A 20,594-nucleotide genomic window follows, 5' to 3' on the forward strand; every position below is an offset into this window, starting at 1 on the left:
AAGAAGCCTTCTCGTTCTTCGGCATCAATGAGCTACAAGCCTTCAAGCAGTTCTTTCGGTATATTTGTGAGGGGTACAATATTACCCAGTATCTATTCATAGAAAGCATCATTCTAGACTGATTTTGCAGCCTATACCCGACACCGTTTCAATGCATGAGCAATTAAGTTTTGTACGCAGCCGGTATATAAGTGTCCGGACAGTCGATGTGCTTATTGGATTGTCTTGATAAATGAGATTTTCGATCATTTCGAAGGTCACTGTCCCCCCGTTGGCATCAATGAGAAGCAAAAGCAGTTGCAATTCATTCTTCCCCAGGGGAACAGTTACGTTGCAGTGGTAGAGCTTTTCACTTGCCCTGTCAAAAGAGTATCCTTCTCCTAGATGAAACAAGTTGGAAACGGGTTGATACTTTTTTTGTCTATTAAGTTTGTATTGCGCCAATTGCAAATTCGTTCTGATATCATTCTCACAGAACGGTTTGAGAATATATCCTAACGGTTGTGTCTTCGCTGCACGCTCGACGGTACATTCATCACTATTGGCAGTAATATAAAGAACAGGGATATTGTACTTTTCAAGTAAAAATTCGGCCATATCTATACCGTCATACGACGCATTAAGATTGATATCCATCAAAACAAGGTCCGGTAGCTCTTTTTGGATTTGCCGAACAACTTCATCGAATTCTGACAGGTAACCGGTGACCTTGTATCCCAATTTTTCTAAAATCCCTGCGAGGTCAAACGCAACAATAGCTTCATCTTCTACGATTAGGATCGAGCACTCATTCATTGCTTTTCCAGATAATAGTATGGGTCACACCCTTTCGGCTTTGGGTATCGATACTTCCTTTAAGTTGCAGCGTCACCAAAATATCAACAATCTTTAGCCCCAGCGACGTACTGGAACTTCTGGCTGTATTCCCTTTTCCATTGTCTTTAACGATCAGCGTATACAAGTCACCTTCGCGTTTTAGACTGATATCTATTTTGCCTTTATTTCCATCAAATGCATGTTTCATACTGTTGGAAACCAGCTCATTGAGAATAAGACCGCAATAGATTGCCTGCTGCAATGGAATAGTGGTCTCGATGCTGTAGGTAACGGTAATATCTTTTCCTGAAGCCTGTAGCACGTTTTTCAGGTCTGCGATGATCCGTTCGAAATAAGTTTGTGCATCGATATGCGTCATATTTTCCTGCATATAAAGCAGCTCATGCAGATGGCTCATCGCTTTTATACGGCTCTGAGAGACCTGCAAAAGATCGCGTACTCTCTTTTCTTGCGTCATATTCCCCTGTAGGTTTAAGAAAGAGAGTATCAGCTGCATATTGTTTTTAACACGGTGATGGATCTCCTTGTAAAGCAACGCCTTTTCTTCTAAAGCCTTCTTCAGTTCGCTCGTACGTTGTTCAATCAGGTATTTAAGTCGTATCTCTTCGCTACGTTGCTGGTTGATCAGTCGGGCATTGAGTCTGTTTTTCTGCTTCTGCAGCTGTCTCAAACGGTCGGCAAGGGCAATAGAAAAAATCAGGGCTTCCAAGAGCAGACCTGTTTCAGCCGGGTACTTGAATACTTTGGCAATAGAATAGATCCCTGTAGAATCCAGTACGACAAGAATATACACAACAGCAATACAAGCCTGTCCTGCCAAGATAAAGTAAGCCTGCCGGTTGCGCCTAATTGCCGCATAGAGAGTGATGAACGCCGTATAAAGCTGCACGATCAGGAAATAGAACAAGTCGAGCTGTGCCAATTTGCCCGTAAAGAACAACAGCGCAACGAACGGCACCGGGTACAGCAATACTTTATAGATCTGATGCGGCAAGGGATACTGCCTGGTATTGATAAAAGTCTGTACAAAAAGCGCGCTGGTCAAAACCAGCAGGGCTATGATAAACGGTATGCCGTAAATGCCTATAACGGTAATAATAGTTTGCGGGAAAAGAAGATAGAAGTAACCGGTAACATGGGCCTGGTTGAGTACTGCGCCGAGTAAAAAGCCAATATAGTATAAATAGCTTACGTCCCGGGTAAAGAAGAAAATAAACAGGTTATACAAAAATAGTACGGCCATCCCCCCGAAAAAGAGGGCGATGTTGCGCTGATGCCGCATCTCTTCTTTGTAATAGTATTGCGGATCGTCAAGTGCCATTCCCAGGGTCAACGGTAAGATGAGAGAGTAGGCTTTCAGGTAGTATGTACGCTGCGTGTGAGCGGGCAAAACAATCTGAAAGACAGGGGTAGTCGTCATCCGATCATCCGCGACATGAAAGAGCCCTTCATGCCGTGCCTCGTTCTCGCTAAAAAGAGTGAGATTAGTCGTGACCGGATTGGCGTATTTCAACAACTTTTTGACAGGAACATCTGAGTTATTGGAGAGTTCGAATTTTACCCATACCGTGAACCCAGGAGCTAAGCCGTATTGGAGGATGTTAGATTCATTCCTAGTGAATTCATCTTCATAGCGATCAATGCTATCTATAGCCACCTTATTGGAATGATCGATAAAAACCTGACTCTGAGAGAGTACGTCAATCGTTCCTACATCTTCTGTGACATCGATCGCAAAAGCTTGGCTTGACAACAATATACCAAGTACAAGGAGAAATATTTTCATAATGGATCTTCATATTTTTACACTGAAACAATATACCTGATCATAATATAACAATTATTTAAAACTATCCACCCTGCTCTCATGTGACACCATATGTGACGTGCAGTGCATACAATTGGGAAAAGAGAATATAAAGGAGCGCACATGAAAATGATGCAAGGTCTTATCGTTCTAGTACCGATAGTAATGCTATTGACAGCCTGTGTTGGCGGAGGTTCAGGTGGTGATGGAGATTCTGAAGATGGAGCAACCATCTTCATAGGAAAATTTTTAGGTCCTGCGGTTGCTGGGTTATCCTACTCCTGTTTTGATCCACAGTCTCAAACCAGTTTGGATGATCCATTGCCATTTACCGATCCAGTTGGTTCGTACACATGCCAAGAAGACAATCAAACAATCGAATTCAGCATTAATGGCTACAGCATCGGCTCCACTGCTTTTTCCAATTTGCTAACGCCCTATGATCTGAGTACCGATCCTGTCGTCGTCACCAATATCGCCCAGCTGTTGCAGACCCTTGATTCGGACGGTGATGTATCCAATGGAATAACAATCGAACAGAGCGGTGCCATGTTTGACGCAATGGGGACGTTGAGTGTCGCACTGGATGATCCCGACTTCGACGCTATCGTCTCAACTGCACTGGGAAAAAACATTGTAGACGAAACGACGGCAATGAGTGCACTGGATGCCGCTATTCCCAACGATGAGTTTAGTGCCGATGACATCAAAGCTGCTCTGGCGGGTAAAACTGTTTACCCCTCACTGTATGCACAATTGATCCAGGATGGAGAGCTGTACTTTAGTTCAGATGAAACAAGTTCAAAACAGGAGTGGATCTTCGCTGCGGACGGGTTAAGTGCAAAAATGTCCGGTGTTGATTATTGGGGGTCGTGGTCCGGCAAGATGAAGATCGGCTATAGTGACGGGTACTTTACCGTTACAGGGGAAGAAACAAAAACCTTTGTGGTACTGGCCATCACCGACACCTATATGGATACAACCCAGGGGAAACTCTACTTCACGAATCAGGAGGACGCTTACTCCGATGTTATTTCTGCATCACTAGCAGGAAAAGAATTCGAATTGATGGGCGTCTCTTATACTGGTGAACCAATAGAAGGAGGCATTCAATTTCACCTTAGCGTTGACGGGGAAAATGCAGATGTATTGATAATGAATGGTTCTTCTAACGAGACGGTTCACCTCTACATTACCTATAGCGGAAATACGATTACTTTCACCAATCAAGATACTCCCGAAACATCGTACACCTGGACTATCTCGATGCTTGCAACTTGGGGGATGCGTCTGGAAGATGCCAATCATAACGAATATCAAACAGGTTGGCAGTCATTCTAATTGTTTGATGAGATCTTTCCTGTCGCCACATGTCAACGACATGCGGTGTGGGAAGTAATGCTGCTTCCTCTCGCCGTTTGTCTTTGTCAACGAATGTCTTGTGCTTCGGGGTCATTCTCATCCCCTTGCAATTACATGTGACATAGGACATAACGTCATTAGTGTTTTTTACAAAATCGTATATACCTATTTTCTCTCATTTTTCAAGTTTCATTACAGCGTCATTCAGATAATTGCGTATCTCCTTTAACGACTCACGCACCTGGACATATTTTTCTCTTATTTCCGGTTCATCAAAATAGAAATCGTCGCGATCGTACGTGCCGATTTTGTTCAGGTTTTCAAACGCCATGTCGATATGCTGAAGACGCTGTTCAATACTTCTTATGAGTATTTTCTGATGATGACTTGACATTTAGTTTCCTTTGATTTGAATATGCGAATTACTAGACTGCAGATTATGTTCGAAGCGTGCCCTTTTACATCATTGGCATGCTGCCATCACCTATTTAGCATGTTTTCCTGATATAGAAAGCTGCGTAGTTTTGTGCCGTATTCTTCGGCGTCGTATGGACAAAATCCTCGGCCTCGATAAGCTGCAGACCTACAGGGAGTTCCGCCGCCATCCTTTCCCGATCATAGCGTATCGTACTCAAACCGGCACATTCGGTTTCCCCGTCAGCGGCAAAGGTGTTGATAACGGCGGTGCCGCCGGGCAGCAGGGAGGCATGCATTATTTCAAAATATTGACGGCGCTCTGTCGCATCCTGCAGGAAGTGGAACATCGCCCTGTCATGCCAAACCCGGAACTGCTTCTGAGGGTTAAGATTGACGATATCCGAACAGACATAGACGGGGATGTCCGCATCCGACGCCAGCCGATCCCGCACGATCTGCAGCGACGCTTCGGAGGCATCCAACAGACAGAGGTCGCGATACCCTTTCGCGATAAGATTGTCGACCAGCAAGGAGGCTCCGCAGCCCACATCGATGATTGCGTCATCCGGTTGTGCAAATCGCTCTATCTGCGCTAGGGATTTGGCAGGCGTGGTTTGATGCCATAAGACATCGGTATAGGTTTTTGACCTGAAAAGGTTCTCCCAGTGTTCCTTGCGAAACGCGTCTGCCGCACTTTTTTCTACGCCTTCTGCCGTCTTCGCCATATGGTTCCTTTCGCGTTCACTGGTGATACCGGTGATACGAGCGTACCCTCGGCAACAGAATCAGCTCCGGAGCTTTAGGAGAGCCCCAGCTCTTTGTCGATGTTCTTCTGGTCGAAGCCGCAGATCCAGCGGTTGCCGATGAGCACGACCGGGACGCCGCGGCAGCCGTGGCGCATGCAGTCCTTGGCCGCCTTGGCGTCTTTGGAGATGTCGATGGTGCGGAACCTGATGCCTTTGTTCTTGAGGTACTTCTTGGCCTTATCGCACCAGGAGCAGCCCGGCGCCGTAAAGAGGGCTACGGGCTTCTGGCTTGTGGGCTTCGGCTTGCCGCCGGCTTTTGAAGCGGCAGGCCTGGCACCTCCCGGCTTTTTCCCCTGCGGTCTGCTTTTGGGTTTCTCCGCCATTGCTCTGTCGCCCTACTCTTTCGTCACGATATAGAGCTGCTCGTGGTTGTACTTCTTGAGCAGGTCCATGACCGTCACGAAGTTCTGAAAGGTCGCGTCCTTGTCACTGCGCAGCACCACCGTCTGGTCCTTGGGGATCTCCGCAATGCGCTTTTCCAGCTCCGCGACGCTGATCGGCGTCTTATCGAGGTGGTACTTCCCGTCCTTGGTGACGTAGACGTCGATCTCTTTGTGGTCCTCTTTCTTGTCCGCGGACTTGGCATCGGGGAGTTCCACGGGCAGAATCCCCTGCTTGATGAATGTCGCCGTCGTCACGACCATGACCAGCAGCACGAGGAGGATGTCGATCAGCGGGATGACGTTGATCTGATCAAAGCGTTTACGCTGCATCCCGCTGATTCCCTTTTTGCGTGTTGACGTCCCAGTAGGTGAGCAGCCGTTCCATCTTGCGCAGCAGCGCCGTATAGAAGACGATGGAAGGGATCGCGACAAGGATACCGAAACCGGTCGCCTTCAGCGCCAGCGCCAGCCCCGTCATGACTTTTTTCGTATCGACCGCGCCGATCTCGCCGAGACCGTAGAAGGTGATCATGATCCCCAGGATCGTTCCCAGCAGCCCGACATAGGGCGCATTGGCACCGATCGCCGAAATCGTCGAGAGATTGTCGCTCAGATCAAGCTCCAGCAGCTCTTTGCTCTCATAGGAGTTGACGTCGACGCCTCTGTAATACATCAGCCGCTCAATAAAAAGCCACAGAGCGATCACACTCATCACCAGCAATGTCCCCATGACTCCATAGTCCAACAACTGTTCTGCCAACTCCAACCAATTACCCTGCATCTTCTGCTACCTCCGCTAAATTAAGTGTTACCGTCGTCCCCTGCCCCGGCGACGAATCGATACTGAGCCCGATCTTGTGCCGGTCGCAGTAGCGTTTGACGAGATCGAGCCCGATCCCGTATCCGGGAAGGGAGTCGTCGCTCTGATAGTAACGGTCGAACACCTTGAAAAGTTCGACCTCGTCCATGCCGCGACCCTCGTCCCGGATCTCCAGGCGCTTGGCCTTCAAACTCAGGCTGATTGTCGTCCCTTTGGGGGAGTTCTTGACCGCATTGTCGATCAGGTTGTCCACGACTTTAATGAGGCCCATTCTATCGAGTTTCAGACTAATGGGCTCTAAATCGCACGCCAGCTTAGTGCCGGGGTAGATCTCCTGCAGCGCCTCGCAGCGCTCCTGCAAAAGCGGGGCGACCGCGACGGTGTCGATCCGCTCCTTCTGCATCTGGCTTTTGATCAGGTAGTCCAGTTCGTCGTAGCGGGCTTCGAGGAGTTCGCAGGCCGAAGCGATCCGGCCGATCCGCTTGCGCGCCTTCTCATCTGTGCACCCCTTCTCGAGCATCTGGGCGTTCGTCTTGATCGTACTGACAGGGATGTTCAACTCGTGCAGCGTCTCCTTGGAAAAGCGTTCCAGGGTTTCAAAGTGGCTGATAAGAGGCTCGATCGCGATCTTGGAGAACATCCACCCCAGCAGCAGGGCAAAGGGCAAGGCGATGAAGAGCAGCGAGACAATGGAAAAGATCCCGAACTGCAGTTGGAGAACAAAGACCCCGGCGACTATTGTCAGCACCGAGACGACATAGAAGAAGGCGATCGCCAGGAAAAAGTTACGAAACAAGGCGATACCCCACCCCGCGAATATTTTCGATCATCTCCGCGCCGATCAGCTGTTTGATCCGGTTGATGTAGACGCGTACTGCCCCTTCACTCCCCGCTTCGCCGGCGCTCCAAAGCACCTCCTCGATCATCCCCTTCGTGACGGTCTTGTTGCAATGACGCATCAGAAGGGTCAGCAGGTCGTACTCTTTGCGCGTCAACTCCAGAGGATCGCCGTCAAAGAGGACGGTATGATGTTCCGCATCATGACAGAGACGCCCGTTGCAAAGCCCCTCGAGGCGGCCGCTTCGGCGCAGCAGCGCCGTGATCCGCCACAGCAGCTCATCGTTGTCAAAGGGTTTTGTGATGTAGTCGTCCGCCCCGGCTGTAAAACCGTCTTTGCGTTTCTCTTTTTCTTTGTGGGATGTCAGGAAGATTGTTGGCGTCGTATCGGACGCGGAACGCAGTTCGGAGAGCAGCGTCAGCCCGTCAACCTGCGGGACATTGATATCAAGGAGGTAGAGGTCGAAACTCTCCCCGAACGTCACATCGAGTGCTTCCTGGCCGTTGCGGCACCAGCGTACACGGTACCCCTCATCCTCCAGCAGATCACCGAGCGTTTCGCCCAGCAGCAGATCGTCTTCAAGCAGGAGGATGCTGGCCGTCGTCATAGCACGTCTTCGATACTCCAGCCAAGCGTTTCGCCGGCGAACATCGGAACGACGTCGCCGTATTTGGCCGGTACGGTGAAGGGGGTGTCGGAGAGGGTCACCTCTTTGAACTCGGGGCAGATGCCGTAGACGCTCTGGGCATTGTCGCTGATAAAGGCCTGCAGGTTCTCCAGTTTCCCGTATTGGTCGAAGAGCTCGCACAGCGCCTGCAGCGCGATGGGAGCCGTAAAGACGCCGGCGGCACAGCCGCAGGCCTCCTTTTTATGCTGGGGGTGCGGTGCGGAGTCGGAGCCAAACATCACCTTCGGATGCGCCTCAAGCGCCACTTCAAGCAACGCCTCGCGGTCTTCGGGGCGCTTGGCAATCGGTTTGCAAAAGAGGTGTGGCCGCATCAGGCCGCCGGCCACGTCATCGAGGGTGATGAGGAGGTGATGCAGGGTGATCGTCGCGTAGAGGTTGGGATATTTGTCCAGCATATCGACTGCCGCCTTGGTCGTAATGTGTTCCATCACGATTTTGAGGTCGGGGAAGTTGGAGGCGAGCATCTCGTAAATACTCATAAACTCCGCTTCGCGGTCCATGACAAAACCGTCGGTCTCGCCGTGGATCAGCAACGGGATCTCCAGGGCTGCCATCGCCTCGAGGGTCGGACGCATGGCGTCAAGGTCGAAACTGCTGACCCCACCTTCGGAGTTCGTCGTGATCCCGGCAGGATAGAGCTTGATGGCGAAGATGTCGTCGCGCACCTCCTCGAGGAAATCGCGCTCATAATGCTGGTAGAAAAGGGTCATCATCGGCTCGAAATAGTCCGCATTTGTCGTTTCAAACAGATCGTCCTCGTCGCTCAGCGGCGTTCCGAGGGCTGTGAAAATACGCTCTTTGTAGGCATGAACATCCTCTTTTGTCGTGACCGGCGGGACGAGGTTCGGCATAACGACCGCCCCGCTGAAGCTGTAGGCGCTGAGCGGGGCGACCGTCTCAAGCATTACCCCGTCACGGAGGTGGAGGTGCATGTCCAGTGGCATTAAAAGCGTATGTGTTTTCATCAAAATCCTTGAAGTCTTAATCAATACTTTATTCTAACATTTCGCGGATTTATTTGAGCACAAAGCGGATCGGGACTTGCAGTGACAGCGCGTGCTTCGGGTGCGGCAAACGGCCCGAAAGCGACGTAATCGTACGGATGGCGGCCCGGTCCAGAATGGCGCGGGCATGCCGCGTGACCGAGACATCATGGACCGTGCCGTCCGTTTCAACCCTGAAGCTGGCGATGACCTCCCCTTCGATATGGCGTTTGCGCGCCATCCGCGGGTAATAGAGGTGGCGCTGCAGCAGCTGCGCAATGATCGCCAGGTGTTCATTCATGTAACTCTCGCTGCTCTGCTGCGCAGCACTATCCGCTGCTCCGGTCTGCGCCGCAGCGGGCGCTTCGGCCGTGCTTTCTCCTTCGGCCGCCGCGACAGGCTCGGCTTCCTCCATCACTTCCGCCGGGGTATCGGGCACTGTCTCTGCAATGACCGGTGCCGGTTCCACCTCCGGCTCTGCTTCGACGACCGGTACCGGTTTGACCGCGGGGGCTTTCATGACGACTGCAGGCTTGACGACCTCCCTGCGCTTTACAACCTTCTCCGGCTCTCTCTTCCGAACTGGGGCAGACTTTGCAGCAGCTGGCGCCGGCGACACTGCCTGCTCACTCTTCTTCGGTGGCAGTGTCGGCGCCACCCGTGAGAGCGAAAGACAGTAGTGCGGGGCCTCCGCCGAAACCGACAGCGGAATTTTCGGCAGTACGACGATCAGCAACAGAATACCGATCATCAGGTGCAGCGACAGTGAAACCAGAAATGCCTGCGGGGAACGTGCCATGCCGTATCCTAACCGAAAAGTATTACAGAAGTATTAATCTGCTTCTGCTATGATTGCGCGATGTACGAGAGACTGAAACGCCTGATACGGCCCGAACAAAAGAACTCAGAACCGCTGACGACCGACCTGCATTCCCACCTTGTTCCCGGCATCGACGACGGGGCCAAAGACCTTGAAACATCGCTGAGCCTCGTGCGTTCCCTCTACGACCTGGGGTATCGCCGCCTGATCACGACCCCGCATATCATGATGCACCGCTTTCCCAACTCCCGCGACACGATCCTGCGAGGGCTGGACACGCTCCGCACTGCAGTCGATGCCGAAGGTATCCCCGTGAGCATCGACGCGGCCTCCGAGTACTATGTCGATGAACACTTCCGTGAACTGATCGACAAAGAGGAGCTGCTCACCTTCGGCGAGAATGAAGTGCTTTTCGAGCTCTCCTATGTGATCCCCCCCATCGACCTGGAGACCATCGTTTTCGAGCTCCAGAGCCACGGTTACCAGCCCGTGCTCGCCCACCCCGAGCGCTATCTCTATATGCACAAAGATGAAGAGGCCTACGCCCGCCTCAAGGAGAAGGGCGTCCGCTTCCAGGTCAATATCAACTCCCTGGGAGGATACTACTCCAAACCGGTACAGAAAGCCGCCCGCCGTCTGATGGACAACGGGTGGATCAGCTACCTGGGATCCGACACGCACCACCGGCGCCATATCGACGCCCTGACCAAAACACTGCATGCCGACGTTGTCGCCAAGGTGCAGCGCAACAATACCCTCCGCAACAACACCCTCTAGAGGGCGCGTTTACGTATAGTACTTGTCGCCGCCGTACTTGTAGCCGTAGCCGTAGCCGTAACCGTAGTTTTTCTCAATATCTACGCCGTTGAAGATGATACCGACATGATCAATCTTGTGCTCCTGCACCAGACGGTCCAGCCCCCGGACAAACTCTTTTTTCGAATAGCCGAAGCGTGTCACCAGCAAAGACACATCCGCCTGGTGCATCAGGATCGCCGCATCCGTCACGAGGCCGACCGGTGGGGTATCCAAGATGATGTAATCGTAGCGTTCGCGCAGCGTCTCCATCATCTCTTTGGCATAGTCGGACATAATCAGCTCCGACGGGTTGGGCGGGACCGGACCGGCGGCAATCACGTCCACACCATCCTGCTCGGAGTGCTGAATAATTTCATCCAGGTTATGACGGTGACTCAGCAGGGTGCTTAGCCCTTTGTCGTTCCTTAGATCGAAATATTCGCTCAGTTTCGCCCGGCGCATATCGAGATCGAGCACGACGACTTTTTTCCCGCTCTTTGCATAGATCGCCGCCAGGTTCGCGGAGACCGTCGTCTTCCCCTCCCCCGAAACGGTCGAGGTAACGACGACCGTTTTGTGTGCACTGTCACTGCGCATAAACTCCAAATTGGTACGCAGGGCCCGGAACGCTTCGTAAAAGATCGAATTGAACTTCTTCCCCTTGACCGTCGGGATCATTCCGTATACAGGGATACTCGTCAGACGTTGAATGTCCTCCTGGCTTTTGACCGTGTTGTCAAGGAATTCACGCACGAAGGCGTAGAAAATTCCGAGGATAAAGCCGAGAATCAGCCCGACCATTGCAATAAGCGCGCGCTTCGGTTTGACCTGTTCATCCGATTTCGGCAGCAGGGCCGAATCGATGATCCGTGTTTTGGAGACCGTCGAAGAGCGCAGGATCGCCGTTTCGGCCCGTTTTTCCAGCAAGAAGCTGTAGATCTTCTCATTGACCATCGTTGTCCGGGTCAGGTTGACGAGTTTCTGCTCCTGTCCGGGCAGCGCTTCGAGCGACCGCTTGTAATCATTAACAATCTTGGTCAAGGCATCTTTTTGCTGCTGGATCACCTTCAAAGAGCTGTCGATGGTGAAGAGGATCGATTTGCGCATTGAACTGATGGACTCGGAGAGCTTAATGACATCGGGGTGCAGCTCCGTATATTCGACCAAGAGGGTTTTGCGCTGTACCATTTTCTCTTTGAGGTCCGAGATCATCGCCACAAGGTCCTGATTGGCAAAGCCAGCCGATCCCAGTGCAATTCCTGAGATATCCGCATTGTTCAGCATATACTGCTGCAAGTTGGAGAGAACGCTCTCCTGAATATCGAGTTCCTGGAGTTTGCTTTCGTATTCGCTCAATTTATCCGTCGTGATCGATGCTTTTTGCGAAATATCGACAACGATGTTACTCTGCTTGAAACGCTCCAGATTCTTTTGCGATGATTGCAGCGCTTTGTTGATGGCATTGAGCTGGTCGTCGATGAAAGCGAGGGTATGGTCCGCCTCGGCCGTTTTGCTTTCAATCTCCTGATCGAGGTAAGCCCGCGTCACCGCATTGGCGATCTCCTGGGCACGCAGCGGGACGTTATCCTCATACGAAATGATCATGATCGAGCCCATTTTGGATGCCAGGGATGTCGTCAGGTTCTCCTGGAGCATTTCCCACATCTCTTGGTTCGGCGTGACACTGAAGCTGTATTCATCTTCTGTCAGCTCCGTAATACGGTTCACCTTGAGTTTAAACCACGGCGACGTGATCATCTCGCCGTATCGATGCGTCCCCTCATAAACGACAGGCGCATGCTCCGGTGGCGGCAAGAGACCGATTTCACGCAGAATCACCCGAGGGTTGAGCATCGATGGTGGATCGATTTTCAGTTCGAAACGATCCTGATCTATCGGAATCAGCTTGATTCGGACCCCGTAGGCGTCCTCATCGATAAAGGTTGTCGTGACGATAAAAGGCGCATTTTTGTAAAGCTCAGATTCACGGAAATGCTTGACCGTAAAGTACCGGGTGCCGATATCAAGGTAACCCAGCGCTTTTTGCAGCAAAAAACGCGATTTGATCACTAGCTGTTCATTATCGAGGTTAACGCCGCTTATCCCAAAGGCCTGCGACATAATATCCATATTGCCCAACCCATTGCCGAACTTGTTGCTCTCTTCCTGGACCTCGATCATCGTGTTGACCCGGTAGACATTTGGCGTAATATAGGCGAAAACGGCCGCCACAAATGCGATAACGACCGTAAACGTCATAACCGCAATTTTGCGGCGCCAGATTGTTGCGAAAAGCGCTTTCAGATCGATTTCATCTTCTTCAATAGTTGTCATGTTGTCCTGTGCCATATTACTTCCCAAGATTCTTATCAAGATAGACGATGTTGACGAACGGCTGCAGCATGGCCGCAAGGAGCTGGAACGGCGGTGCAATCTCTTTAAAGGCCATGTTGTAGCCTTTCATCGCTCTTGGCTGTACATAAACGATATCGTTGGGTTTGAGGAAAAGGCTTGTCAGACGGATCGCCGACATCTCCGTAAGGTTAACAACACGCACGTCCGGTGAACGCAGATCCCCGCGAATGATCTTAATATTGGTCCTATCGGCATAATCAGTCAGGTCATGGGAGCGGGCCAGGGCCTCGACAAGGTTCATCATCCCGTTCGTCACTGACACGACACCCGGATCTTTGACCTCACCCAGCACGAAGATACGCTGGTTCATGATCTCGACAGTCACATAGGGGTTGCGCAGGTACTTCTGATACTGCGTAATCAGGAAACTGGCCGCCTGATCCTCCGTCATCCCCGTGATCTTCTGCCGGCCGATCAGGGGAAGACGGATCGTCCCCTCCTGGGTTACCAGGAGCCCCAAAGTTTCATCCCTGCCAGCATACATAGCGGAGCTGGCTCCCCCCCGGCTACTGACCATCGAGGTCATCTGCCGCGAATCTGCCGAAGACTGGTTGTAGACCATCACCGACACCCGGTCATTGGGCGCAATAATGTTCTCGTACACCATTTCGTCGTGGTACTCCTTCGCTGAAATCGCCGTCGTTTCATCGGAAATATTTTCGTCCTGAAAAAGGCGGTACTCCTTCATCGAACAGCCGCTGAACACAAACAGCGAAAAAAGTGTCAAAATCGTAAACAGTCGCAGGGACATGGGAACTCCAGATCGTTCTTAGAATGCGAGGGGATTATAGTCTATAGATGGTAACAACAAGCTAAACAGAGGAAAACTATGGTTAACAATTGATGAAGAAAACGCCGCAGGGGCGTCTATTTTAGTGGCAGCCGCAGCCTGTGCCGCAGCTTTCGCCGCTGCTCTGCTCACTCTGCTGCGGGGCCGCAGCCGTCGAGCAGGCGGAGACACCCGGAGGAGTGTTCGGCTGGATAGCGTTATTGTCGACACCGCCCTCTTCGTTGATCTTTTCGATCTGCGCCCAGATATCCTCGGCCGCTTTCATATAACGTTTCGCCGTTTCGGATTCCGGCTTGGCGTAGGTGACCGGTTTGCCTTCGTCACCGCCGATGCGGACCGCCGGCTCGATCGGGATCTCGGCGAGGATATGCGTACCGAACTCCTTCGCGAGAGGTGCTGTGGTACCTTTGCCGAAGATGTCGTATTCGACACCCGTATCCGGCGCAATGAAACCGCTCATGTTCTCGACGATACCGCCGATGGGGATATGCAGTTTCTTGAACATGTCGAGTGAACGGCGTGAATCGTCCAGGGAGACCGTCTGCGGTGTCGTGACCGTCACACCGAGGGTGACGGGAACGCTCTGCGCCAGGGTGAGCTGCGCGTCACCCGTTCCCGGAGGCATGTCGATGACGAGACAGTCCAGTTCGGACCAGAGGATGTCGCGCAGGAACTGCTCGATCGCCTTCATGATCATCGCACCGCGCCAGATCAGTGACTGCCCCTCTTCCATCAAAGAGCCCATGGACATCATTTCGATCCCGTACGCTTTGATCGGCAGGACCTTGTTGCCTTCGATCTCCGGTTTCATATCCTCGACGCCGAGCATACGCGGGACGTTCGGGCCGTAGATGTCCGCATCGAGCAGACCGACCTTCTTGCCCTGCATCGCCAGCGCGATCGCCAGGTTGACGGAGCTGGTCGATTTACCGACGCCGCCCTTACCGGAGCTGACCATAATGAAGTTCTTCACCTGCGGCGCGATATTTTTGCCCTTTGAGGAGCTTTCGCGCGGCATCTTCGGTGCAGCGATGTTAACGGTGACATTGGCCGCGCCGGCACGTTTAAGCTCCGCCGTTGCCTCGTCAGTGATCTGCTGTGCGACTTCCGGCGCGCTGGAGGTGATGTCGACCGTGACGGCAACGTCGCTGCCGCTGACACTGATCTCTTTGACGAATCCGAAGGTCACGATATCTTTCGTAAAGCCCGGGTACGTCACGTTAGACAATGCCGATTTTACAATTTCTTCTGTCATAACTGTTTCCTTTTAAAGTTTAATGCTGTGCCGCCGCCGCTTCTCTGGCGATGGCTTCGATAGCTTCTGGGTTATCCATAATGTTCTGTGTAATCTTGTATGAACAGAACTTCGGCCCGCACATGGAGCAGAACTCCGCCTCTTTGAAGACGTCCTGCGGCAGGGTCTCGTCGTGGTACTCACGGGCCCGTTCGGAGTCGAGTGCCAGTTCGAACTGCTTTTCCCAGTCGAAGGTGTAGCGTGCATCGCTCATCTCGTCGTCGATATCGCGCGCCCCTTTGCGGCCGCGGGCGATGTCCGCCGCATGCGCCGCGATCTTGTAGGCGATGATCCCTTCGCGGACATCTTCCGCGTTCGGAAGCCCCAGGTGCTCCTTCGGTGTAACGTAACAGAGCATGGACGCTCCGTGCCAGCCGCCGACGGCCGCACCGATCGCGGAGGAGATATGGTCGTATCCCGCCGCAATGTCGGTCACAAGCGGCCCGAGAATATAGAATGGCGCCTCGTGGCAGAGCTCACGCTGCAGCTTCATGTTACGCTCGATCTGGTTGAGCGGCACATGCCCCGGTCCCTCGATCATCACCTGGACGTTTTTCTCCCAGGCACGCAGTGTCAGTTCGCCCAGGACTTTCAGTTCGCCCAGCTGGGCATCGTCGCTGGCATCCGCAAGACAGCCCGGACGCAGCGAGTCGCCCAGGGAGAGGGAGACGTCGTGGCGTGCACAGATGTCAAGGATCTCGTCGAACGCCGTGTAAAACGGGTTCTCGCGGTGGTAGTGCATCATCCATGCCGCCATCAGTGAACCGCCGCGGCTGACGATCCCCATTTTGCGCTTGGCAACCTTCGGCATCGTCTCGAGCAGGAAGCCAGCATGGATCGTGAAGTAGCTCACTCCCTGCTGCGCCTGGCGTTCGAGCACCTCGAGCATCTTCTCGATGGTAAGGTCCTCGATCTTGTTGTTGACGTCGTGCAGGATCTGGTAGATCGGCACGGTCCCGATGGGGATCTTGGAGTTGGCGATGACCGCTTTACGGATCTCGTCGAGGTCGCCGCCGGTGGAGAGGTCCATCGCCGTATCCGCTTTATAATGTTGGGAAACCTGAACCTTCTCGATCTCGCCCTGGACATCCGAGGCGATCGCCGAAGAGCCAATATTCGCATTGATCTTGCAGGTCGCAGCGATCCCAATGGCCATCGGCTCAAGGTTCGTGTGGTTGACGTTGGCCGGGATGATCAGGCGGCCGCGGGCGACCTCGGAACGTACCAGCTCCGGCGACAGATCCTCGATTTTGGCGACGTACTCCATCTCTTCGGTGATAATGCCCTGCTTGGCATAATACATCTGCGTACGGACTTGATCGTTTTTACGTTTCTCTACCCATGAGGTTCTCATAGCGAACTCCTGTAGCAATTCTTTGGCGTAATATAGTCACCGCCGATAAAAAGCCAAACGGCATATCGAACGAGCGACAATCTTTCAAAATAAATTAAGAGAAATTTACTCCGAATTGCAGCAATCTTATTTGTGGAATCATACATTATCCGGTGCGATTTTCCGCTTGCATCGCTAGGCTGAAAAGAAAAAGTATTACGATTCTACACAAGGCGCACAAAAGCTTTGGACCTGTATAATTTCGTAACATTTTTCCGTAAAGAGGATAATTTTTGTCTGATTTAACGCTTATCCTGCTTGCTGCCGGAGATTCGCGCCGTTTCCAATGCGGCGTGAAAAAACAGTGGCTCCGTATCGGCGATGAACCATTGTGGCAATTTGTTACCAATCGTTTCATCCGCAGCAAACAATTTGCAGAAGTGATCATCACCGCGCACCCCGAAGAAGCCGCCTATATGCGCCTGCACGGAAACTACCATGTGGTCAGCGGCGGCAGCGACCGGCAGAGCTCCCTCGGCAATGCATTGGCCGCAGTCAAGACGCCCTACGTCATGGTGACGGACGTCGCCCGCGGCTGCATCGATGCGGCGCTCATTGCCCGGCTGATCGCGGAGCGTGACAAAGCAGATTGCATCGTGCCGGCCCTTGGCGTACATGATACCGTCACCTTCCACGGCGAGACGATCGACCGCGGCGCACTGCTGCGTATCCAGACGCCCCAACTCTCCAAGACGGACGTGCTCAAAGCCGCCCTGGCTACCAATGAAACCTACACGGACGAAAGCAGCGCTATCGTTGCCGCCGGCGGCAGCCGCCACTTCGTTGAGGGGGACGAGGCCGCCAGAAAGCTGACGACGCTGGCCGACCTGCGGGCAATGGCGTGCTTCGAAGGACCGGCGGCGACCGTGCTCACCGGCAACGGCCTGGATGTCCACGCCTTCGATACCGAAGGGAGCATGGTCCTCGGCGGCGTCGCCATCGACCATCCCGTCGGCTTCAAGGCCCACAGCGACGGCGACGTCGCCATCCATGCCCTGATCGACGCCCTGCTCGGCGCCGCGGGTATGGGGGACATCGGGATGCTTTTCCCCGATACTGACGACACCTACAAAGGAATCGATTCCGCCGAGCTGCTCGAGACGGTCGTCATGCGCTTAAAGCGCTACGGCTTCGGCATCGTCAATGCCGACATCACAATAGCGGCACAGACACCGCGTCTCTCACCTTATAAAGAGGCCATGCGGCAGCGGCTCGGCACCCTGCTCGGTCTGCCGCCCGTACGGGTCGGCGTCAAGGCGACGACGACGGAAAAACTCGGCTTCGTCGGCCGGAAAGAGGGGGTCGCCGTGATCGCCACCGCAACGATAAACTATATGGATTGGACACAGTTATGAGAGTATTGATTATTGAGAATGAGATCTATTTGGCACAGAGTATCGCCAGCAAACTGGGAGAACTGGGCTATCAATGCGATATCAGCAGTTCCATACAGGACGCTTTCAAAGGGGTCGCCTACGACGTCGTGCTGCTCTCGACCAATATCAGCGGCCAGGACATCTACCCCGTCATCGAGGCGTTCCGCGACGCCGTCGTCATTCTGATGGTATCATATATCAGCAACGACACCGTCACCAAGCCTCTGGCCGCCGGGGCGAAAGACTATATCCTCAAGCCCTTCATGATCGAGGAGCTGATCCGCAAAATCGAGCATTTCCAGGAGTTCAACCGCCTCAAACTGGCTAACGAGACCTATAAGCGCTACCTCGACCAGCACTTCAAAGGCGTCAAGATCACCCAGGACCTCGACAACGTCACTCCGCCGGTCTTCATCGCCTCGAACTTCCAGAAATACGCCGACCGTTTCGCCTTCGATTACGCAAAAACCAACGGCCGGGAGCTGGTCTACATCAGTCTGGAGAACGGCAACGCCTTTAACGACATCTCCAAAGCCCCCGCCGCAGCACTGCTCTATATCACCGACTTCCAGTCGCTGAAAAAAGCCGACCGCAAACCCTTCCTCGAACTTATCAACACGCGCAACGTCATCGTCTCCAGCACCGACTCCGTCGATCTCGAAGGCGTACAGGTGATTGAGATAAAAAGTGACAGCACCGTCTTCGAACAGGGCGATATCCTCCCGATCGAGGACTATGTTAAATATATCGTGTTAAATTATCAGCATAAATTCCCCGATACGGAACTCTCCAAGAAACTGGGAATCTCGCGTAAAAGCCTCTGGGAGAAGCGTAAAAAGTATGGCATCATCAAGAAAAAATAACGCCCTCTTTCTCGACCAGGAAGCCCTGTCCGCCCTCAGCATCCTGAAAGCGGGCATGCTTTCGCCGGTCACGGAACTGATGAACGAAGCGCAGATGAAAGAGGTCCTCTCAACGGGCCGTTTCAATGACACGACCTTCCCCTTCCCTTTCATTCTCGCCCCCGCCGGCAGTACGAACGAAAAAATCCTTGCAAGCGCCAAGCCCGATGAGACACTGGACCTGATCGTCGACGGTGAACGCTCCGGGACGCTGGTGGTTGGGGATGTCTTCGAAATCGACCCCAATGAGCGCGTCCGCCATATCTACGGGACGGACAATCCCTCGCATCCGGGCGTCAGTTCTACCCTGAAGCGGCTGGGCAGACTGGCCGTCAGCGGAGCGCTGTCTCTGGAAAACGACCCGGTCGCGCCGATCCTGCAGAACATCGAAGAGGCCAAACAACGTATCGGCGCCAAGCATACAACGGCCATCATGATGGCGGCCAATCCCCTGCACCGTGCCCATGAGCGTCTTATCCGGCAGACACTGGACAGTACCGACCTCGTCGTCATCTTCCTACTCAAACCCTACAACCAGGCTGACCTCAGTTATGAGATCCGGGAGCAGGCGCTCACCTACTTCGTCGAGAACTATCTCCCCCGGAACCGCGTCGTCATCATCCCGCTGGAGTACAGCTACATCTTCGCCGGCTATAACGAGGTGATCATCGACGCCATCGTCGCCAAGAATTTCGGCTGCGACCGCCTGATGATCGGCCAGAACCACGCCGGGGTCGGCATGTACTACGACCACAACAGCAACCAGTCCGTCAAAGACCGCATGCACGGTATCGACATCGAGGTCGCCATCGCCCGCGAATACGTCTACTGCAACGAGTGCAAGACGCTGGTCAGTACCCAGACCTGCCCGCACGGCAACCACCACCACATCTCCTATCACGCCGACTCCATTCTGGAGCTCGTCAAGACGGGCCTCATGCCGCCGGCGGTGCTGATGCGCAAGGAGATCTCCGCGATCCTGCTCTGCCGCCTCTTCCCGGGCCGCATCAAGAATATCGAGAAGCTCTACTACGACATCATGCCGGTCAACGGTCTGCTCGAAGAGCACACCGACCGCGACTTCTACATCAAACTGATGGAACTCTACCAGACGACGTCGCTGACCTAAGACGGTATTGAAAGGACACTATTTGAAACTCAACTGGATGTTTCTGACCGTCGGCTACAGCGGTCTCTCCCCCAAAGCCCCCGGCACAGTAGGCACCCTGGTCTCTTTGCCTGTAGGCATGGCTATTCTGCTCTTCCTAGGCCCGCAGACCCTCTTCCTGGCGACGATCCTCATCACGTTGATCGCCGTCAAAACCATCGATGCCCATGAACGTGCAGGCAACCCCCATGACGACCAGCGCATCGTCATCGACGAACTGGCGGGAATGTGGCTGGCCCTCGCTATTGCGCCGGGGATGATGATCGCCCCCGAAGCCCTCGGTACATGGGAGAACGGCTTTGTCATCCAGAGCCTGCTCGGCTTCGCATTTTTCCGACTGTATGATATCAAGAAACCGTCGATGATCGGCCGTATCGACCGTGAGGCAAAAGGGGGAATCGGGGTCATGGGCGACGACCTGCTCGCCGGCGTGCTCGCGGGGATCTCCACGGCGCTCGTCTGGCAGCTCGTCCTCAAAGCGGTAGCGGCGTTCGCCGCCTAGAAGAACTCCATCAGCAGGTGGGGTGACCACTCCGGGATATAGATCCCCGCATCTTCATAATATGCCATGTGGTGCGCAAAGGCGCTTGAGGCCAGTGCACCGGCAATTCCGAACGCAATCATCAGCTTTTTCATACTGTTTCCTTTGAATAAAATCAGCGAAATGATAGGGAAACTGTGTGAGCAGAGTGCGAGC

At 53.3% G+C, this 20,594-nt stretch carries 22 protein-coding genes; 6 read left to right on the forward strand and 16 right to left on the reverse strand.

Annotated features, from left to right (window positions below; genetic code table 11):
- Positions 1–108 precede the first annotated feature (108 nt).
- Together LOH54_RS09955 and LOH54_RS09960 are read right to left on the reverse strand one after the other, a co-directional pair.
- Complete coding sequence (locus LOH54_RS09955; RefSeq protein ID WP_231018896.1) at positions 109–795, reverse strand: response regulator; 687 nt, start codon at positions 793–795, stop codon at positions 109–111.
- Complete coding sequence (locus LOH54_RS09960) at positions 788–2,623, reverse strand: 7TM diverse intracellular signaling domain-containing protein (protein ID WP_231018897.1); 1,836 nt, start codon at positions 2,621–2,623, stop codon at positions 788–790. Before LOH54_RS09960 ends, LOH54_RS09955 begins: the two co-directional genes overlap by 8 nt.
- A gap of 144 nt (positions 2,624–2,767) precedes the next feature.
- On the opposite strand from LOH54_RS09960, the gene LOH54_RS09965 reads away from it, so the two are divergent.
- Positions 2,768–3,985: a hypothetical protein gene (locus tag LOH54_RS09965; protein ID WP_231018898.1), complete on the forward strand. Its 1,218-nt coding sequence runs from the start codon at positions 2,768–2,770 to the stop codon at positions 3,983–3,985.
- Between the two features lie 196 nt (positions 3,986–4,181).
- On the opposite strand, the gene LOH54_RS09970 is transcribed toward LOH54_RS09965, so the two are convergent.
- The 9 genes from LOH54_RS09970 to LOH54_RS10010 all read right to left on the reverse strand — a co-directional run bounded on the left by LOH54_RS09970 (position 4,182) and on the right by LOH54_RS10010 (position 9,740).
- Positions 4,182–4,400, reverse strand: a complete 219-nt coding sequence (locus LOH54_RS09970) for a hypothetical protein (RefSeq protein WP_231018899.1) — start codon at positions 4,398–4,400, stop codon at positions 4,182–4,184.
- 94 nt (positions 4,401–4,494) lie between these two features.
- On the reverse strand, positions 4,495–5,148 hold the full coding sequence (locus LOH54_RS09975) for a class I SAM-dependent methyltransferase (RefSeq protein ID WP_231018901.1): 654 nt from the start codon (positions 5,146–5,148) through the stop codon (positions 4,495–4,497).
- A 74-nt stretch (positions 5,149–5,222) separates the two neighbouring features.
- A complete protein-coding gene (locus tag LOH54_RS09980) occupies positions 5,223–5,552 on the reverse strand; it encodes a glutaredoxin family protein (RefSeq protein ID WP_231018903.1) in 330 nt (109 codons plus the stop codon).
- A gap of 12 nt (positions 5,553–5,564) precedes the next feature.
- Entirely contained in the window at positions 5,565–5,942 is a 378-nt protein-coding gene (locus LOH54_RS09985) for a biopolymer transporter ExbD (protein ID WP_231018905.1), read from the reverse strand.
- A complete protein-coding gene (gene exbB / locus LOH54_RS09990; protein WP_231018906.1) occupies positions 5,932–6,393 on the reverse strand; it encodes a TonB-system energizer ExbB in 462 nt (153 codons plus the stop codon). Before exbB ends, LOH54_RS09985 begins: the two co-directional genes overlap by 11 nt.
- The gene (locus LOH54_RS09995; protein WP_231018907.1) at positions 6,383–7,228 is read right to left on the reverse strand and encodes a sensor histidine kinase; all 846 of its coding nucleotides are present in this window, start codon (positions 7,226–7,228) and stop codon (positions 6,383–6,385) included. The genes exbB and LOH54_RS09995 overlap by 11 nt, the downstream gene beginning before the upstream one ends.
- On the reverse strand, positions 7,218–7,877 hold the full coding sequence (locus LOH54_RS10000) for a response regulator transcription factor (RefSeq protein WP_231018908.1): 660 nt from the start codon (positions 7,875–7,877) through the stop codon (positions 7,218–7,220). Before LOH54_RS10000 ends, LOH54_RS09995 begins: the two co-directional genes overlap by 11 nt.
- Positions 7,874–8,923: a dihydroorotase gene (gene pyrC, locus LOH54_RS10005; RefSeq protein ID WP_231018909.1), complete on the reverse strand. Its 1,050-nt coding sequence runs from the start codon at positions 8,921–8,923 to the stop codon at positions 7,874–7,876. The genes LOH54_RS10000 and pyrC overlap by 4 nt, the downstream gene beginning before the upstream one ends.
- 49 nt (positions 8,924–8,972) lie before the next feature.
- Positions 8,973–9,740 (reverse strand): energy transducer TonB, encoded by a 768-nt coding sequence (locus LOH54_RS10010; RefSeq protein WP_231018910.1) that lies wholly within the window; start codon positions 9,738–9,740, stop codon positions 8,973–8,975.
- Between the two features lie 60 nt (positions 9,741–9,800).
- Between LOH54_RS10010 and LOH54_RS10015 the strand changes: the two genes are divergently transcribed.
- On the forward strand, positions 9,801–10,538 hold the full coding sequence (locus LOH54_RS10015; protein WP_231018911.1) for a tyrosine-protein phosphatase: 738 nt from the start codon (positions 9,801–9,803) through the stop codon (positions 10,536–10,538).
- A 9-nt stretch (positions 10,539–10,547) separates the two neighbouring features.
- Here the strand turns inward: LOH54_RS10015 and LOH54_RS10020 are convergent, their stop codons facing one another.
- The 4 genes from LOH54_RS10020 to thiC all read right to left on the reverse strand — a co-directional run bounded on the left by LOH54_RS10020 (position 10,548) and on the right by thiC (position 16,412).
- Complete coding sequence (locus LOH54_RS10020; RefSeq protein ID WP_231018912.1) at positions 10,548–12,893, reverse strand: GumC family protein; 2,346 nt, start codon at positions 12,891–12,893, stop codon at positions 10,548–10,550.
- Positions 12,894–12,909: 16 nt separating this feature from the next.
- A complete protein-coding gene (locus tag LOH54_RS10025; RefSeq protein ID WP_231018913.1) occupies positions 12,910–13,725 on the reverse strand; it encodes a polysaccharide biosynthesis/export family protein in 816 nt (271 codons plus the stop codon).
- A 121-nt stretch (positions 13,726–13,846) separates the two neighbouring features.
- Positions 13,847–15,019 (reverse strand): Mrp/NBP35 family ATP-binding protein, encoded by a 1,173-nt coding sequence (locus LOH54_RS10030; RefSeq protein WP_231018914.1) that lies wholly within the window; start codon positions 15,017–15,019, stop codon positions 13,847–13,849.
- Between the two features lie 19 nt (positions 15,020–15,038).
- Positions 15,039–16,412, reverse strand: coding sequence for a phosphomethylpyrimidine synthase ThiC (thiC, locus tag LOH54_RS10035; RefSeq protein ID WP_231018915.1), 1,374 nt, complete (start codon positions 16,410–16,412; stop codon positions 15,039–15,041).
- A 272-nt stretch (positions 16,413–16,684) separates the two neighbouring features.
- Here thiC and LOH54_RS10040 point away from each other — a divergent pair, with 272 nt between their 5' ends.
- Genes LOH54_RS10040 through LOH54_RS10055 form a run of 4 tightly spaced genes read left to right on the forward strand, consistent with a single transcriptional unit; the run spans position 16,685 to position 20,399 of the window.
- Positions 16,685–17,806: a bifunctional 2-C-methyl-D-erythritol 4-phosphate cytidylyltransferase/2-C-methyl-D-erythritol 2,4-cyclodiphosphate synthase gene (locus tag LOH54_RS10040; RefSeq protein WP_231018916.1), complete on the forward strand. Its 1,122-nt coding sequence runs from the start codon at positions 16,685–16,687 to the stop codon at positions 17,804–17,806.
- A complete protein-coding gene (locus LOH54_RS10045; RefSeq protein WP_231018917.1) occupies positions 17,803–18,690 on the forward strand; it encodes a response regulator in 888 nt (295 codons plus the stop codon). The genes LOH54_RS10040 and LOH54_RS10045 overlap by 4 nt, the downstream gene beginning before the upstream one ends.
- Positions 18,668–19,858, forward strand: coding sequence for a sulfate adenylyltransferase (locus LOH54_RS10050; RefSeq protein WP_231018919.1), 1,191 nt, complete (start codon positions 18,668–18,670; stop codon positions 19,856–19,858). The genes LOH54_RS10045 and LOH54_RS10050 overlap by 23 nt, the downstream gene beginning before the upstream one ends.
- 22 nt (positions 19,859–19,880) lie before the next feature.
- Positions 19,881–20,399 carry a phosphatidylglycerophosphatase A family protein gene (locus LOH54_RS10055; RefSeq protein WP_416768539.1) on the forward strand — a complete coding sequence of 173 codons (519 nt, stop codon included), beginning with the start codon at positions 19,881–19,883 and terminating at the stop codon, positions 20,397–20,399.
- Here the strand turns inward: LOH54_RS10055 and LOH54_RS10060 are convergent.
- Entirely contained in the window at positions 20,396–20,533 is a 138-nt protein-coding gene (locus LOH54_RS10060; RefSeq protein ID WP_231018920.1) for a hypothetical protein, read from the reverse strand. The genes LOH54_RS10055 and LOH54_RS10060 overlap by 4 nt on opposite strands.
- Positions 20,534–20,594 lie beyond the last annotated feature (61 nt).

This window comes from Sulfurimonas sp. HSL-3221, assembly GCF_021044585.1.
Classification (GTDB): domain Bacteria; phylum Campylobacterota; class Campylobacteria; order Campylobacterales; family Sulfurimonadaceae; genus Thiomicrolovo; species Thiomicrolovo sulfuroxydans.

Bases quoted from the DNA above. Each gene is read 5' to 3' on its own strand.
- LOH54_RS09955 (WP_231018896.1), bottom strand. From the start codon at position 795: ATGAATGAGTGCTCGATCCTAATCGTAGAAGATGAAGCTATTGTTGCG.
- LOH54_RS09960 (WP_231018897.1), bottom strand. From the start codon at position 2,623: ATGAAAATATTTCTCCTTGTACTTGGTATATTGTTGTCAAGCCAAGCT.
- LOH54_RS09965 (WP_231018898.1), top strand. From the start codon at position 2,768: ATGAAAATGATGCAAGGTCTTATCGTTCTAGTACCGATAGTAATGCTA.
- LOH54_RS09970 (WP_231018899.1), bottom strand. From the start codon at position 4,400: ATGTCAAGTCATCATCAGAAAATACTCATAAGAAGTATTGAACAGCGT.
- LOH54_RS09975 (WP_231018901.1), bottom strand. From the start codon at position 5,148: ATGGCGAAGACGGCAGAAGGCGTAGAAAAAAGTGCGGCAGACGCGTTT.
- LOH54_RS09980 (WP_231018903.1), bottom strand. From the start codon at position 5,552: ATGGCGGAGAAACCCAAAAGCAGACCGCAGGGGAAAAAGCCGGGAGGT.
- LOH54_RS09985 (WP_231018905.1), bottom strand. From the start codon at position 5,942: ATGCAGCGTAAACGCTTTGATCAGATCAACGTCATCCCGCTGATCGAC.
- exbB (WP_231018906.1), bottom strand. From the start codon at position 6,393: ATGCAGGGTAATTGGTTGGAGTTGGCAGAACAGTTGTTGGACTATGGA.
- LOH54_RS10000 (WP_231018908.1), bottom strand. From the start codon at position 7,877: ATGACGACGGCCAGCATCCTCCTGCTTGAAGACGATCTGCTGCTGGGC.
- pyrC (WP_231018909.1), bottom strand. From the start codon at position 8,923: ATGAAAACACATACGCTTTTAATGCCACTGGACATGCACCTCCACCTC.
- LOH54_RS10010 (WP_231018910.1), bottom strand. From the start codon at position 9,740: ATGGCACGTTCCCCGCAGGCATTTCTGGTTTCACTGTCGCTGCACCTG.
- LOH54_RS10015 (WP_231018911.1), top strand. From the start codon at position 9,801: ATGTACGAGAGACTGAAACGCCTGATACGGCCCGAACAAAAGAACTCA.
- LOH54_RS10020 (WP_231018912.1), bottom strand. From the start codon at position 12,893: ATGACAACTATTGAAGAAGATGAAATCGATCTGAAAGCGCTTTTCGCA.
- LOH54_RS10025 (WP_231018913.1), bottom strand. From the start codon at position 13,725: ATGTCCCTGCGACTGTTTACGATTTTGACACTTTTTTCGCTGTTTGTG.
- LOH54_RS10030 (WP_231018914.1), bottom strand. From the start codon at position 15,019: ATGACAGAAGAAATTGTAAAATCGGCATTGTCTAACGTGACGTACCCG.
- thiC (WP_231018915.1), bottom strand. From the start codon at position 16,412: ATGAGAACCTCATGGGTAGAGAAACGTAAAAACGATCAAGTCCGTACG.
- LOH54_RS10045 (WP_231018917.1), top strand. From the start codon at position 17,803: ATGAGAGTATTGATTATTGAGAATGAGATCTATTTGGCACAGAGTATC.
- LOH54_RS10050 (WP_231018919.1), top strand. From the start codon at position 18,668: ATGGCATCATCAAGAAAAAATAACGCCCTCTTTCTCGACCAGGAAGCC.
- LOH54_RS10060 (WP_231018920.1), bottom strand. From the start codon at position 20,533: ATGAAAAAGCTGATGATTGCGTTCGGAATTGCCGGTGCACTGGCCTCA.